The 14,199-nt window shown below is 72.0% G+C and carries 10 protein-coding genes; 6 read left to right on the top strand and 4 right to left on the bottom strand.

Features of this window, described 5'->3' with window-relative positions; all coding sequences use genetic code 11:
* Positions 1 to 2: 2 nt before the first annotated feature.
* From dusB to AB0O53_RS24220, 3 genes are all read left to right on the top strand, one after another.
* Positions 3 to 1,163 (top strand): tRNA dihydrouridine synthase DusB, encoded by a 1,161-nt coding sequence (gene dusB / locus AB0O53_RS24210; protein WP_403141948.1) that lies wholly within the window; start codon positions 3 to 5, stop codon positions 1,161 to 1,163.
* A 364-nt stretch (positions 1,164 to 1,527) separates the two neighbouring features.
* Entirely contained in the window at positions 1,528 to 4,236 is a 2,709-nt protein-coding gene (gene ppdK, locus AB0O53_RS24215) for a pyruvate, phosphate dikinase (RefSeq protein WP_351000060.1), read from the top strand.
* Between the two features lie 385 nt (positions 4,237 to 4,621).
* Positions 4,622 to 5,620, top strand: a complete 999-nt coding sequence (locus AB0O53_RS24220) for an ArsR/SmtB family transcription factor (protein WP_351000062.1) — start codon at positions 4,622 to 4,624, stop codon at positions 5,618 to 5,620.
* 54 nt (positions 5,621 to 5,674) lie between these two features.
* Here AB0O53_RS24220 and AB0O53_RS24225 read toward each other — a convergent pair whose 3' ends face one another.
* Positions 5,675 to 6,835 carry an alkaline phosphatase PhoX gene (locus tag AB0O53_RS24225; RefSeq protein ID WP_351000064.1) on the bottom strand — a complete coding sequence of 387 codons (1,161 nt, stop codon included), beginning with the start codon at positions 6,833 to 6,835 and terminating at the stop codon, positions 5,675 to 5,677.
* Between the two features lie 447 nt (positions 6,836 to 7,282).
* Between AB0O53_RS24225 and AB0O53_RS24230 the strand changes: the two genes are divergently transcribed.
* Both AB0O53_RS24230 and AB0O53_RS24235 read left to right on the top strand, forming a co-directional pair.
* Positions 7,283 to 7,738 (top strand): group III truncated hemoglobin, encoded by a 456-nt coding sequence (locus AB0O53_RS24230; RefSeq protein ID WP_351000067.1) that lies wholly within the window; start codon positions 7,283 to 7,285, stop codon positions 7,736 to 7,738.
* Between the two features lie 143 nt (positions 7,739 to 7,881).
* Positions 7,882 to 8,295, top strand: a complete 414-nt coding sequence (locus AB0O53_RS24235) for a VOC family protein (RefSeq protein WP_351000069.1) — start codon at positions 7,882 to 7,884, stop codon at positions 8,293 to 8,295.
* A gap of 25 nt (positions 8,296 to 8,320) precedes the next feature.
* On the opposite strand, the gene nirD is transcribed toward AB0O53_RS24235, so the two are convergent.
* The 3 genes from nirD to AB0O53_RS24250 are packed head-to-tail and all read right to left on the bottom strand — an operon-like array spanning position 8,321 to position 12,457.
* Positions 8,321 to 8,653 carry a nitrite reductase small subunit NirD gene (nirD, locus tag AB0O53_RS24240; RefSeq protein WP_031145806.1) on the bottom strand — a complete coding sequence of 111 codons (333 nt, stop codon included), beginning with the start codon at positions 8,651 to 8,653 and terminating at the stop codon, positions 8,321 to 8,323.
* A complete protein-coding gene (gene nirB / locus AB0O53_RS24245; protein ID WP_351000072.1) occupies positions 8,650 to 11,175 on the bottom strand; it encodes a nitrite reductase large subunit NirB in 2,526 nt (841 codons plus the stop codon). The genes nirD and nirB overlap by 4 nt, the downstream gene beginning before the upstream one ends.
* A gap of 1 nt (position 11,176) precedes the next feature.
* Positions 11,177 to 12,457 carry an NAD(P)/FAD-dependent oxidoreductase gene (locus tag AB0O53_RS24250; RefSeq protein WP_365198116.1) on the bottom strand — a complete coding sequence of 427 codons (1,281 nt, stop codon included), beginning with the start codon at positions 12,455 to 12,457 and terminating at the stop codon, positions 11,177 to 11,179.
* A 157-nt stretch (positions 12,458 to 12,614) separates the two neighbouring features.
* Here AB0O53_RS24250 and AB0O53_RS24255 point away from each other — a divergent pair, with 157 nt between their 5' ends.
* The gene (locus tag AB0O53_RS24255) at positions 12,615 to 13,910 is read left to right on the top strand and encodes a ferredoxin reductase family protein (RefSeq protein WP_351000077.1); all 1,296 of its coding nucleotides are present in this window, start codon (positions 12,615 to 12,617) and stop codon (positions 13,908 to 13,910) included.
* Positions 13,911 to 14,199 lie beyond the last annotated feature (289 nt).

Below are 14,199 nucleotides of genomic sequence, written 5' to 3' on the forward strand. Positions count from 1 at the left end.
GCATGCGGGACAATGGGCGGATGACCACGCTCCCCCCGCCCCTCGCGATCGGCCCGCACACCGTGCAGCCCCCCGTGGTGCTCGCGCCCATGGCCGGCATCACCAATGCCCCGTTCCGTACCCTCTGCCGGGAGTTCTCGGGCGGCAAGGGGCTGTTCGTGAGCGAGATGATCACGACACGCGCCCTGGTCGAGCGCAACGAGAAGACCATGCAGCTGATCCACTTCGACGCGACCGAGAAGCCCCGCTCGATTCAGCTGTACGGGGTGGACCCGGTCACGGTGGGCAAGGCGGTCCGCATGATCGTCGAGGAGGACCGCGCCGACCACATCGACCTCAACTTCGGCTGCCCGGTCCCCAAGGTCACCCGCAAGGGTGGCGGCTCGGCGCTGCCGTACAAGCGCAACCTGCTGCGCGCGATCCTGCGCGAGGCCGTCGCCGGGGCCGGCGACCTGCCGGTGACCATGAAGATGCGCAAGGGCATCGACGACGACCACCTCACCTACCTCGACGCCGGCCGCATCGCCGTCGAGGAGGGGGTCACCGCCATCGCCCTGCACGGACGGACCACCGCACAGCACTACGGCGGCACCGCCGACTGGGACGCCATCGCGCGGCTCAAGGAACACGTGCCGGAGATACCGGTACTCGGCAACGGCGACATCTGGTGCGCCGAGGACGCGCTGCGCATGGTCCGCGAGACCGGCTGCGACGGCGTGGTCGTGGGCCGGGGCTGCCTGGGGCGGCCGTGGCTGTTCAACGACCTGGTGGCGGCCTTCGAGGGGCGCCCGGAGGACTTCCACAAGCCCACGCTGCGCGAGGTCGCGCGGACGATGCACCGGCACGCCCAGCTGCTGGGGGAGTGGATCGGCGACGAGACGCGCGGCGTGATCGACTTCCGTAAGCACGTCGCCTGGTACCTCAAGGGCTTCTCGGTCGGTTCCGAGATGCGGAAGAAGCTCGCGGTGACCTCGTCGCTGGCCGAGCTGGACGCTCATCTGAGCGAGCTCGATCTGGATCAGGCATGGCCGGAGAGCGCCGACGGCCCGCGCGGCCGGACGTCCGGAAACAACCGAGTTGTCCTGCCCGACGGCTGGCTGAAGGACCCGTACGACTGCGCGGGTGTGAGCGAGGACGCGGAACTGGACACCTCCGGAGGCTGACAAATCGCCCTCCGTGGTGCGTGATATACGCCACGCATGGGAGAGGTTTCGCTCAGATGAGCAGCTAAGCCGTGGGTAAGACTTTCAAAGGGTGGCACTGGGTGCCACCCTTTGTGCGTTCAAGACTTGAACGCAAATGGATCGATGATCGCTCATCCGAGCGCAGTCAAGCCTCAGGGGCCCCCTCACCCTTCGGGATCTGAACGCTCTTCGTGCTTTCTGGTTACCCTTGAGTTACTTTCGATCTGCTGGCGCACGGGTGGTTACAGCCGTATGACGGCCAAGTGGACGTACCCAGAAGCCTTCGATCTGGGTATGTTCCTGGCCGTCAGGGCAGCCACCGAGCCTCGAGGAGTCGAGACCCGTGTCGGAAAACAAAGATCAGAAGTTCGTCTACGACTTCACCGAGGGCAACCGCGACCTCAAGGACCTTCTCGGCGGCAAGGGAGCCAACCTCGCCGAGATGACCAACCTGGGTCTGCCGGTCCCTCCCGGCTTCACCATCACCACCGAGGCCTGCAAGGTCTACCTCGAGAGCGGCTCGGCCCCGGCCGCGCTGCGCGACGAGGTCAGTGCCCACCTTGCCGCCCTCGAGTCGAAGATGGGCAAGAAGCTCGGGCAGTCGGACGACCCGCTCCTGGTCTCCGTGCGTTCCGGCGCCAAGTTCTCGATGCCCGGCATGATGGACACCGTCCTGAACATCGGCCTCTCCGACGAGTCGGTCACCGGCCTCGCCTCCCAGGCCGGTGACGAGCGCTTCGCGTGGGACTCCTACCGCCGCCTGATCCAGATGTTCGGCAAGACGGTCCTCGGCGTCGAGGGCGAGCTCTTCGAGGACGCCCTCGACGAGGCCAAGGCCGCCAAGAAGGTCACCGTCGACACCGACCTCGACGCCGCCGACCTCAAGAAGCTCGTCAAGGTCTTCAAGAAGATCGTGGCGAAGGAGGCCGGCCGCGAGTTCCCGCAGGACGCCCGCGAGCAGATGGACCTCGCCGTCGAGGCCGTCTTCAACTCGTGGAACACCGACCGCGCCAAGCTCTACCGCCGCCAGGAGCGCATCCCGAGCGACCTCGGCACCGCGGTCAACGTCTGCTCCATGGTCTTCGGCAACCTGGGCCCGGACTCCGGCACCGGCGTCGCCTTCACCCGCGACCCCGCCAGCGGCCACGCGGGCGTCTACGGCGACTACCTGCAGAACGCCCAGGGCGAGGACGTCGTCGCGGGCATCCGCAACACGGTGCCGCTCGCGGACCTGGAGACCATCGACAAGGCCTCCTACGACCAGCTCATGACGATCATGACGACGCTGGAGACCCACTACAAGGATCTCTGCGACATCGAGTTCACCATCGAGCGCGGCCAGCTGTGGATGCTGCAGACCCGTGTCGGCAAGCGCACCGCCGGCGCCGCCTTCCGCATCGCCACCCAGCTCGTGGACCAGGGCCTGATCGACGAGGCCGAGGCCCTGCAGCGCGTCAGCGGCCACCAGCTGGCCCAGCTGATGTTCCCGCGCTTCGACGAGGGCGCCAAGACCACCCTGCTCGGCCGCGGCATCGCCGCCTCCCCGGGCGCGGCGGTCGGCAAGGCCGTCTTCGACTCCTACACGGCCGTCAAGTGGTCCCGCTCGGGCGAGAAGGTCATCCTGATCCGCCGCGAGACCAACCCCGACGACCTGGACGGCATGATCGCCTCCGAGGGCATCCTGACCTCGCGCGGCGGCAAGACCTCCCACGCGGCCGTCGTCGCCCGCGGCATGGGCAAGACCTGTGTCTGCGGCGCCGAGGAGCTCGACGTCGACACCAAGCGCCGCCGCATGACGGTCGGCGACACGGTCATCGAAGAGGGCGACGTCGTCTCCATCGACGGCTCCACCGGCAAGGTCTACCTCGGTGAGGTACCCGTCGTACCGTCCCCGGTCGTCGAGTACTTCGAGGGCCGCATGCACGCCGGCGCCGACGACGCCGACGAGCTCGTCGCCGCCGTGCACCGGATCATGGCCTACGCGGACCGCGTCCGCCGCCTGCGGGTGCGCGCCAACGCCGACAACGCCGAGGACGCCCTGCGCGCCCGCCGCTTCGGCGCCCAGGGCATCGGCCTGTGCCGCACCGAGCACATGTTCCTCGGTGAGCGCCGCGAGATGGTCGAGCGCCTGATCCTCGCCGACACCGACGGCGAGCGCGACGAGGCACTCAGTGCCCTGCTGCCGCTCCAGAAGAAGGACTTCATCGAGCTGTTCGAGGCGATGGACGGCCTGCCCGTCACCGTCCGCCTGCTCGACCCGCCGCTGCACGAGTTCCTGCCCGACATCACCGAGCTGTCGGTGCGCGTCGCCCTCGCCGAGTCCCGCAAGGACGCCAACGAGAACGACCTGCGCCTGCTCCAGGCCGTCCACAAGCTGCACGAGCAGAACCCGATGCTGGGTCTGCGCGGTGTCCGCCTGGGCCTGGTCATCCCCGGCCTGTTCGCCATGCAGGTCCGGGCGATCGCCGAGGCTGCGGCCGAGCGCAAGAACGCCAAGGGCGACCCGCGCGTCGAGATCATGATCCCGCTCGTGGGCACCGTCCAGGAGCTGGAGATCGTCCGCGAGGAGGCCGACGCGGTCATCGCCGAGGTCGAGGCCGCCACCGGCACCACCCTCAAGCTCTCCATCGGCACCATGATCGAGCTGCCGCGCGCCGCGCTGACCGCCGACCAGATCGCCGAGGCCGCGCAGTTCTTCTCCTTCGGCACGAACGACCTGACCCAGACGGTGTGGGGCTTCTCCCGCGACGACGTCGAGGCCAGCTTCTTCACCGCGTACCTGGAGAAGGGCATCTTCGGGGTCTCGCCCTTCGAGACCATCGACAAGGACGGCGTCGGCTCCCTCGTGCGCCACGCGGCCAAGCTGGGCCGGGCCACCCGTCCCGACCTCAAGCTCGGCGTCTGCGGCGAGCACGGCGGTGACCCCGAGTCCGTCCACTTCTTCCACGAGGTCGGCCTCGACTACGTCTCCTGCTCGCCCTTCCGGATTCCGGTGGCGCGCCTGGAGGCCGGTCGTGCGGCCGCCGAGGCGAAGGGCAGCGACAGCCGCTGACCCACCGGCCCCACACGGGCCCCACAGACCGCGCCTGTCCCCGGGTTCCCTGACTGCCCGGGGGCGGGCGCGCTTCATTTTTTTGTTCAACAAGTCTTTACGCCAGCAGGCGGTGGACGGATCCCCACCCGTCCACCGCCGCTGTCATTCTGCCGGGCACGTCGGCGCTTCCCAGTGCGACCGACCGCCAGGCCCCGCAAAGCCCCCCACGGCCTTCGCGGAGCGTTTCGGTCGCACCGGAGTGTGCCCGGCGGAGTACAGGATTTCGGTTGTCACGCCCCTGCCGAAAGGGGTTTCAACTGTGGCCGAAAGGGCGTGGTGACCACGTGTGACTGCGTGCATACTCATGGGGCGGGGGGATTGCGGTTGCACAGGTGGGGGTTCGGTGCTGCGTATCCATTTCACTGGAGTGGACCTGGCACGCGTACGGATGGCAGGGCGTCCCGATGCGTTGTGGGAAACGATTCTCAGCTTTCACCGCTTAAGAGACCGGCGCGATGCCCGGTTGTTCGGTGAATGGCGTACGGAAACCCGGAGCAGGTTGAATAGTGAAACACGCACGCTCGGTATGCTCATACCGAGTCGCGGTTATTTCCCCGATTTTTTGACCCCTGTGGAGGGGCAGTACGGGTGGGACGTGGGCCTCGACGCGCTGCGCGGCATCCGTCCCGAGCGCATGCGCCGGGAGCTCCAGCTGCTGGGCGCAGGGGCGCCCACGACGCCGCGGCTGCGGGACTTCATGGAGGGCGGCACCAAGCAGCTCCCGAGGCTGATGGGCGAGCTGCGCGCGTACCACCGGGCCGCCGTGGAGCCGTACTGGACCCACATACAGGCCCAGATAGAAGCCGAACGGGCGGCACGCGGCCGCGCGTTGCTCGACGGCGGCGCCGACGAGCTGCTGGCCTCGCTGCCGCCCATGCTGCGCTGGCGGGCGCCGGTGCTGGAGTGCGACTACCCCGTGGACCGCGACGTACGGCTGCGCGGGCGCGGGCTGCTGCTCCAGCCGTCCTTCTTCTGCCGGCGCACCGCGGTGACCCTGCACGACCCCGAGCTGCCGCCGGTGCTGGTCTACCCGGCCGCCGCCCAGCTGGCCTCCGCGCCGGGCAGCGGAGAGGCCACCCGGCCCGTGGAGGAGCAGCGCCAGCGCACCCTGGGCAAGCTCGTCGGGCACACCCGCTCGGTCGTGCTGCGGGCCATAGGGGACGGTGCGACCACCAGCGAGCTGGCCCGCCGCGCCGGGGTCTCGCTGGCCTCCGCGAGCCAGCACGCCTGCGTGATGCGCGAGGCGGGCCTGGTCACCACCCTGCGCCGCGGCAACGCCGTCCTGCACACCGTGACCCCGCTGGGAGCCGCGCTCCTCAAGGGCGGTGCCGTGGCCTCGTGAGACGCCGGCGGCCCCCGACCCTTCGGAAGGGCCGGGGGCCGCCGGGAACGCCCGTCAGGTGCGGAAGGGGCCCGTCACCTCGTAGGTGATGCCGCCGGAGGAGCTGCCGCTCGTACCGCGCTGGCTGGAGAAGTAGAGCCGGTTGCCGGCGGGGGAGAAGGCGGGGCCGGTGATCTCGGAGGAGGACTGTCCGGTGATCCGCAGGAAGGGCGCCACCACGTCGTCCGGGGTGATCACGCAGATCTCCATGTTGCCGCCGTCCTCCGCGACGTACAGGTCGCCGTACGAGGAGCCGGTGACGTTGTCGACACCCGTCAGGGGCGCCGCGCCGCCGGGCACGAGCGAGTCGTCGTAGGCCAGCTCGTAGGTGTTGTTCGCCAGGTTGAGCTGCCAGACCCGGTTGTCGCCCTTGGTGGTGAACCAGACGGTGTCGTTGGCGTAGTGGCAGCCCTCGCCGCCGTTGAACTTCTTGGAGCCGGAGACCTGGCTGCGGGTCGCCGTGGGGGAGCCGTCCGGGTCCGGGACGTTCTGCCAGGTGAAGGAGCCGGAGGTGGCTGTTCCGGCCTTGAGGACCTGGAGGGTGCCCGAGGAGAGGTTGCCCCAGGTGGTGGGGATGAAGCGGTAGAAGCAGCCGCTCGTCTCGTCCTCCGTCAGGTAGATCACCTGGCGGACCGGGTCGGCGGCGGCGGCCTCGTGCTTGAAGCGGCCCATCGCCGGGCGCTGGACGGCCGCGTTCACGCCGTAGGGGTCGGTCTCGTAGACGAAGCCGCGGTCGACCTCCTCGCAGGACAGCCACGTGTTCCACGGGGTCTTGCCGCCCGCGCAGTTCTGCCGGGTGTTCGACAGGATCCGGTAGGCGCCGGTGACGGTGCCGGAGGAGTTGAACTTCACCGCGCTCGCGCCGCCGGAGGGGTTGATCTCGGAGTTGGACACGTAGATCCAGCCCGTGCCGTCGGTGTAGCAGGCCCCGCCGTCGGGGGCGCTGTGCCAGGTGTACGAGGTGCCGCTCACGGTCTGGCCCGAGCGGGCGATCACCCGGCTGGTGAAACCGCTCGGGAGCATGATGCCGTTGGCGTCGGCGGCACCGAGCGCCCCGTAGGGACCGGCTCCGGGCTGGGCGGGCGCCGCGTAGGCCGCCCCGTGCATCAACGTGCCGCCGAAGGCGGCGGCCGACGAACCGATCACTGCGCCGCGCAGGAAGGTACGACGTTCCACGGTCACTCCTGTGGGAGGAAGGCCCCGCGGCCGGTCGGACGCGGGGTCGCACGCGTCGAGGAACCTAGGAGACGCCAGTTGACGTGGCGCCAAATCCTCATTACGCCCGAGCGACCGGCCGGCGTTCAATCCCCCGGCGGGGATTTCCGGGACGGGGCGCCCGCGCTTTCTTTCCCGAGAGCCTTCCGGAGCCCCGCCGCGCCGCCGCGGCCGGATTCCCGTGGGCCGGCTCTCCGGGCGGCGGACGGCGTTCGCACTGCGCCGCGTCCGCGAAGACTCCGGGCACCCCGCGCCCGCGCCGAGGGGCGCCCGGTGGATCACACCGGCCAGTTCCGGACTGTCTCGGCCGCCGGGGTTTAAGAGGTGCGCGCACGCGGTGGCGAGAATTGGCCCATGGCGGGACCTTGTGCCCTGGGAAGGGGCCGGGCGGAGGAGGACCGTGGAGGCATGAACCGCTCCGCCGCCGACATCTCGGGCCGTGCCGATCTCGACGTCGTCCTGCGGCGCTTCTACACGGCCGCCTTCGCCGACCCGCGGATCGGTCCGTTCTTCACCCGCGTCGCGGGCACGGACCTGGAGGTCCACCTGCCCCGGATCACCGACTTCTGGGAGCGGGCCCTCTTCCGCACCGCCCCGTACCGGCGCAACGCCTTCGCCCCGCACGCCGCGCTGCACTCGGTGCGCGCGCTGACGGCCGCCGACTTCGGCCGCTGGGTGCAGCTGTGGCACGCCACGATCGACGGGCTGCACAGCGGCCCCAACGCCGAGCGGGCCAAGGCCCAGGGCGAGCGGATCGCGCTGACCCTCCACCGGCGCCTCGCCGGGCCGGACGCCGACCTGCGCGGCGAAGGCACCACCGGCTTTGTCCCCCTCGCCGCGCTGGAGCTGCGCTCGGCGGCCTGACCTGCGGTTTCGCCGGTCCGGAAGAAAATCTCAGAAATCTTCGCGAGCGGCGATGAGTTTCCCGCGGCCCCTCGGTCTACCTCTCGACAGCACCGACCGAGCACCGAGCGCCGAACAGCGACCGCCGAGAAAGAGGGACCTCGATGTCCGCGACCATGATCTTCGTCAACCTGCCCGTCAAGGACCTGGAGGCCAGCAAGGCCTTCTGGGGCAAGCTGGGCTACTCCTTCAACGCCCAGTTCACCGACGAGAACTGCGCCTCGATGGTCATCAGCGACACGATCGTCGCGATGCTCCTGGCCGAGGCCCGCTACAAGGACTTCACCCACAAGGAGATCGCGGACGCCACGAAGACGTCCGAGGTCCTGCTGTGTCTGAGCGCCGAGAGCCGCACCGCCGTCGACGAGCTGGTGGACGGGGCCCTGGCGGCCGGAGCCACCGAGCCCCGCCCCGCCCAGGACCACGGCGTCATGTACGGCCGTGCCTTCGACGACCTCGACGGCCACACCTGGGAGATCATGTGGATGGACCCGGCCGTGATCCAGAAGCAGGACTGACCGGCCGCCCGGCCCGCCCCGCCGGTCAGGAGGTCGCGGCCGTCCGCACCGGGTAGGTGCGGACGGCCACCTCCTCGTCGTCCAGGCAGCGCCCCGTCTCCAGGTCGAAGCGCTGCTTGAGCAGCGGAGAGGCCACGAAGGGCCGGCCCGCCGCCGCCCCCACCAGGCCGCGGGAGAGCACCTGCGCCCCGGTGAAGGGGTCCTGGTTGCCGATGGCGTACGCCCGCCCCGCACGGTCGACGAACACCGCGGCCTGGCTCCCGTCGGGCAGCAGCGCCGCGACCCCGCGCCCGGGGACGAGCGCCGACAGCTCGCACACCGTCAGCCAGCCCTGCGCCACTTGCAGTTCCACGGTCATCGGACGGCACCTCCTATGGTCAGGACGGCCAGGTCGGGCTTGACCTGGTCGCGTTCGGGGACGAACTTCACCGTCGGGTCGGGGGCGCCGGGCGCGTTCACGAAGGACACGAACCTGCGCAGCCGCTCCGGGTCCCGGAGCGTCTCGGCCCACTCGTCCCGGTAGTGCGCCACGTGGTCGGCCATCAGGGACTCCAGCTCCGCGCACAGCCCCAGCGAGTCGTGCACGACCACGTCCCGCAGGTGCGCGAGGCCCCCCTCCAGCCGCTCCAGCCAGGTGGAGGTCCGCTCCAGCCGGTCGGCGGTGCGGATGTAGAACATCAGGAAGCGGTCGATCAGCCGGATCAGTTCCGCGTCCGACAGGTCCTGGGCGAGGAGGTCGGCGTGGCGCGGGGTGGCGCCGCCGTTGCCGCCCACGTAGAGGTTCCAGCCGCTCGCCGTCGCGATGACCCCGAAGTCCTTGCTCTGCGCCTCGGCGCACTCGCGGGCACAGCCCGACACCGCCGACTTGAGCTTGTGCGGGGCGCGCAGGCCCCGGTAGCGCAGCTCCAGGTCGATGGCCATCCGCACGCTGTCCTGGACGCCGTAGCGGCACCAGGTCTGCCCCACGCAGGACTTCACGGTCCGCAGGGCCTTGCCGTAGGCGTGTCCGGACTCGAAACCGGCGTCGACGAGCCGCGCCCAGATCCGCGGGAGCTGGTCCACGCTCGCGCCGAACAGGTCGATCCGCTGCCCGCCGGTGATCTTCGTGTAGAGGCCGAAGTCGCGGGCCACCTCACCGATCACGATCAGCTTGTCGGGGGTGATCTCACCGCCGGGGATCCGGGGCACGACCGAGTACGAGCCGTTGCGCTGCATGTTCGCGAGGAAGTGGTCGTTGGTGTCCTGGAGGGCGGCCTGCTCCCCGTCCAGGACGTAGCCGCTCGCGCCGAGGGTGGCCGCGAGCGAGGCGATGATCGAGCCGACGGCCGGCTTGCAGACCTCGCAGCCGTCGCCGCCGCGGACCCCGTCGCGGCCGTGGCCGTCGAGGATCTCCTGGTACGAGGTCAGCCGCCGGGTGCGGACGATCTCGTAGAGCTCGGCCCGGGTGTACGGGAAGCAGCCGCACAGGCCCTTGTCGGCGGCGGCCGGGAGCAGCTGTCCGATCACCTTGACGCAGGAGCCGCAGCCGGTGCCCGCCTTGGTGCACTTCTTGACCTCGGGCAGGGTGGAGCAGGCGGTGATGGCCTTCTTCGTGACGTTGTGGCAGGAGCAGATCACCGCGTGGTCGGGCAGGGCGGACGGGCCGAGCGCGACGGGCGCGCCGACGCCCGCGGGCAGGACCAGCTGTTCGGGGGCGACGGGCGGGACGCTGCCGGTGAGCGGGCGCAGCAGGCCGTAGGCGTCGGCGTCGCCGACCAGGACACCGCCGAGGAGGACCCCGTCGGGGGAGACCACCAGCTTCTTGTAGACGCCGGAGCGGGAGTCGGACCAGACGACGTCGAGGCTGTCGGGAGCGGTGCCGTGGGCGTCGCCGAAGGAGGCCACGTCCACGCCGAGCAGCTTCAGCTTGGTGGACAGGTCGGCTCCGGTGAACTCCTTCGCGCGGCCCAGCAGGTCGTCGGCGGCGGTCTCGGCCATCTCGTAGCCGGGGGCGACCAGCCCGTAGACGCGGCCGTCGACGGCGAGGGCGCACTCGCCTATGGCGTAGACGTGCGGGTCGGAGGTCAGGCAGCGCGCGTCGACCGCGATGCCGCCGCGCTCGCCGACGTCCAGCCCGGCGTCGCGGGCCAGTTGGTCGCGGGGGCGGACGCCGGCGGAGAAGACGACGAGTTCGGTGTCGACGGTCGAGCCGTCGGAGAGCCGCATTCCGCTGACACGGCCGTCCTCGCCGGTCACCACCTCCTGGGTGCCGACACCGGTGTGGACGGTGAGGCCCATGGACTCGATGGTGCGCAGCAGCGCGGCGCCGCCGCCCTCGTCGACCTGGACGGGCATCAGGCGCGGGGCGAACTCGACGATGCGGGCGGCGAGGCCCAGCCCCTGGAGGGCGCCGGCGGCCTCCAGTCCGAGCAGTCCGCCGCCGACGACCGCGCCGGTGCTCTTGTCCTTCGCGTACTCCTCGATGGCGAGGAGGTCCTCGATGGTGCGGTAGACGAAGCAGCCGGGCGCGTCCTTGCCGGGGACGGGCGGCACGAAGGGGTAGCTGCCCGTGGCCAGGACCAGCACGTCGTACGGGAACACCCGCCCCGAGCGGGAGGTGACGGTGCGGGCGGCGCGGTCGATGTGCTCGGCCGGGTCGTCGAGGTGGAGGGCGATGCCGTGCTGCTCCATGAACCCGGCGGGCGTCAGGGACAGGTCCTCGGGGGTGCTGCCGGAGAAGTACGAGGTCAGGTGCACGCGGTCGTAGGCGGGCCGGGGCTCCTCGCAGAGCACGGTGATCCGGTGCGTGGCGGTGATCCCGCGCTCGGCGAGCGCTTCGAGGTAGCGCTGGCCGACCATGCCGTGCCCGATGAGCACGATCGTGGGCGAGGGCTCGGTCATGTCAGTGGCCTCCGTCGTCGGTGAGCAGGTGGAACAGGTCGTGCGGTGGTTCCCCGCCCTCCCAGGTGCGGGCGAGGGCGCCCACCGTGGAGAGCTCGCCGAGCAGCACCCCGCCGACGAGGAGGTCGCCGCGCAGGACGACCTTGCGGTAGGTCCGCCGGGTGGCGTCGGCGAGGCGGACCACGTCGTCGCCGGGGCGGGGGGTGGTCTCGCCGAAGGCGGCTAGGTCCAGGTGGCCGGCACCGGCACCGGCACCGGGCGCGCCGAGGGTGAGGCGGGTCAGGGCGCGGGTGCCGGTGTACGGCGCGGGAGCCCCGGTGAGGACGGCGGCGAGGGCGTCGGCCTGCTCCAGGGCCGCGCCGGCCAGGCCGTACACCTGCCCGGCGTGCTCGGCGCAGTCGCCGATGGCGTGGATGCGGGGGTCGCCGGTGCGCAGGTGGTCGTCGACCACGATGCCGGTGCGGACCTCCAGGCCGGCGGCCCGGGCGAGGCCGGTGCGGGGGCGTACGCCGCACGCGAGGACGACGACGTCGGCCTCCAGCCGGTAGCCGTCGGCGAGCTCGACATGGGTGACCTTGCGCGGAGCGTCCGCGCGGCGCCGTGTCCCGGGCTCCGCCCGGACCCGGGCCGCGGGCGGGCCCGTCGTGACGAGCCCGCGGACCCGGCATTCGGTGTGGATCTCCACGCCGAGTCCGCTCAGGTGGGTCGCGAGCAGGGCGGAGGCGTCGGCGTCCAGCTGGCGTTCCATCAGGCGCTCGCCCTGCTGGGCCAGGACCACCACCGCTCCGCGCGCGGCGAGCGCCCGGGCGGCCGAGACGCCCAGCAGGCCCCCGCCGATGACCACCGCCCGTACCCCGGGGCGCACGGCCGCCGAGAGGGCCAGGCAGTCGTCCATCGTGCGGAAGGCGTGGACCCCGTCCGGGAGCTCCCGCCCCCCGGGCTCGAACAGCCCGCGCAGCGGCGGGAGCACCGCGTTCGAACCGGTGGCCAGGACCAGCGTGTCGTACGGGGCCACCGTGCCGTCGTCGCAGTGCACCGCCCGCTCGGCCCGGTCGACGCGCACCGCCCGTACCCCGCGCCGCAGCGCCGGGCCGGGGGCCGGGAGGGCGGTCACCTCCGGTGCGTACCTGCCCGCAAGGACCTCGGCGAGCAGGACCCTGTTGTACGGGACGTGGGACTCCTCGCCGAGGACGGTCACCGTCGCGGCCGGGCCCAGCCGGTCCGCGAGCCGCAGGCCCGCGAGGCCGCCGCCGATCACCACCACATGCTCTTGCGAGGTCATGCCTCGAGGGTGCGCGGCCGCTGTTTCCCCGCCGCATCGCTGCTGTTACCCGGACGGAACGCCGGCCTCAGCGCTCGGTTTAAGGGTCGGTGAGGCCTTCCTCAAGGCCGCCTTAAAGGCCATCACGGCTGCTCCGGGGGCCCTTAGCGTGATCCGCATGCGAGATGCGGCGGTGCGGGTCAGGAGCGGGATCCTGGGCGGGGCGGGGGTGGTGGTCCTGCTCTGGGCGGTGCAGGTCCGGCCCTCGGCGCGGCCCGACGCGCTCTTCGCCACCGCCGCGCACCTGACCGGTCTGCTCGCCGGCTACGGGGTGCTGGTGCTGCTCTTCCTGATGGCCCGGGTGCCCGCGGTGGAGCACGGGGTCGGCGCCGACCGGCTCGCCCGCTGGCACGCGTTCGGCGGCCGCCACGTCCTGCTCCTGTGCTTCGGGCACGGGCTCTTCGCCCTGCTGGGGTACGCCGTGCACACGGGGGCCGATCTGGTCCGCGCCGTCCGGGAGCTGCTCGGCTACCCGGCCATAGCCGCCGCCGCGGCCGGGACCGTCCTCCTGGCCGCGGTCGGTGCGACCTCCGCCCGGGCCGTACGCCGCCGGATGTCGTACGAAACCTGGCGCGGGGTGCACCTGCTCGTATACCTCGCCGCCGCCCTGGGCTTCGGGCACCAGCTCGCAGGCCCCGACCTCGCCGCCGCGGCCTGGTTCTGGGCGCTCGCCCACACCCTGGTGGCCGTGCTGCTGGTCTGGTACCGCGCCGTGGTGCCCGTACGGCAGGCCCTGCGGCACGCGCTGCGGGTCGCGGAGGTCCGCTTCGAGGGGCCCGGGGTCGTCTCCGTCGTCGTCCGGGGCGAGCACCTGGCGGAACTGCGCGCGGAGCCGGGCCAGTTCCTGCGCTGGCGGTTCCTGCAGCGGGGGCTGTGGCCGACGGCGCTGCCGTTCTCGCTGTCCGCGCCGGTCCGCGGGGACACGCTGCGGATCACCGTGAAGGGGCTCGGCGGCCACTCCCGCCGCATCCGCCGCCTGCGTCCCGGCACGCGGGTCCTCGCCACCGGGCCGTTCGGGGCGCTGACCGCGGCCCGGCGGACCCGGACCAAGGTGCTGCTGATCGCGGGCGGGGTCGGGATCACCCCGATGCGGGCCCTGTTCGAGACGCTGCCGGGCGGTCCCGGGGACATCACCCTGCTCTACCGGGCCGGCGCCGAGGAGCACCTGGTGCTGCGCGCCGAGCTGGAGGCCATCGCCGCCGAGCGGCGGGCCGGGCTGCACTACCTGCTCGGGCCGTCGGGCGCCGCCTACGACCCGCTGGCCCCGCAGGCGCTGGCCGCGCTTGTGCCCGGCCTGGCCGAGCACGACGTCTACCTGTGCGGGCCGCCGGGGATGGCCGAGGCGACGCGGGCCGCGCTGCTGCGGGCCGGGGTGCCGGCCGGGCGGATCCACTCGGAGTGCTTCAGCTTCTGAGCCGCGCCGGCCGCGCCCGGTGCGCGCACCGCCGTCCGCCGCTGTCCGCAGCCGTGCCCGACCCTCCCGCATCCATGCCCCCGCGTCCCCGCGCCCAGCGTCCCCCGAGGAGTCCCCGCCCATGCGTCACCCGCTGCACGTCGCCCTGTCCGTACCCGTCGGAGTTCCGGGCCCGGCCCCCGTCTCGGCCCCGGCAACTGCCCCGGCGGCGGCCGCCCGGCACCGCAAGCCGCGCAGACCCTCGCCGGTGCGGACCGCTCTGGCCGCGCTGGCCCTCGTACCCCCGGCG

Source organism: Streptomyces erythrochromogenes (genome assembly GCF_040684695.1).
Classification (GTDB): Bacteria; Actinomycetota; Actinomycetes; order Streptomycetales; family Streptomycetaceae; genus Streptomyces; species Streptomyces erythrochromogenes_C.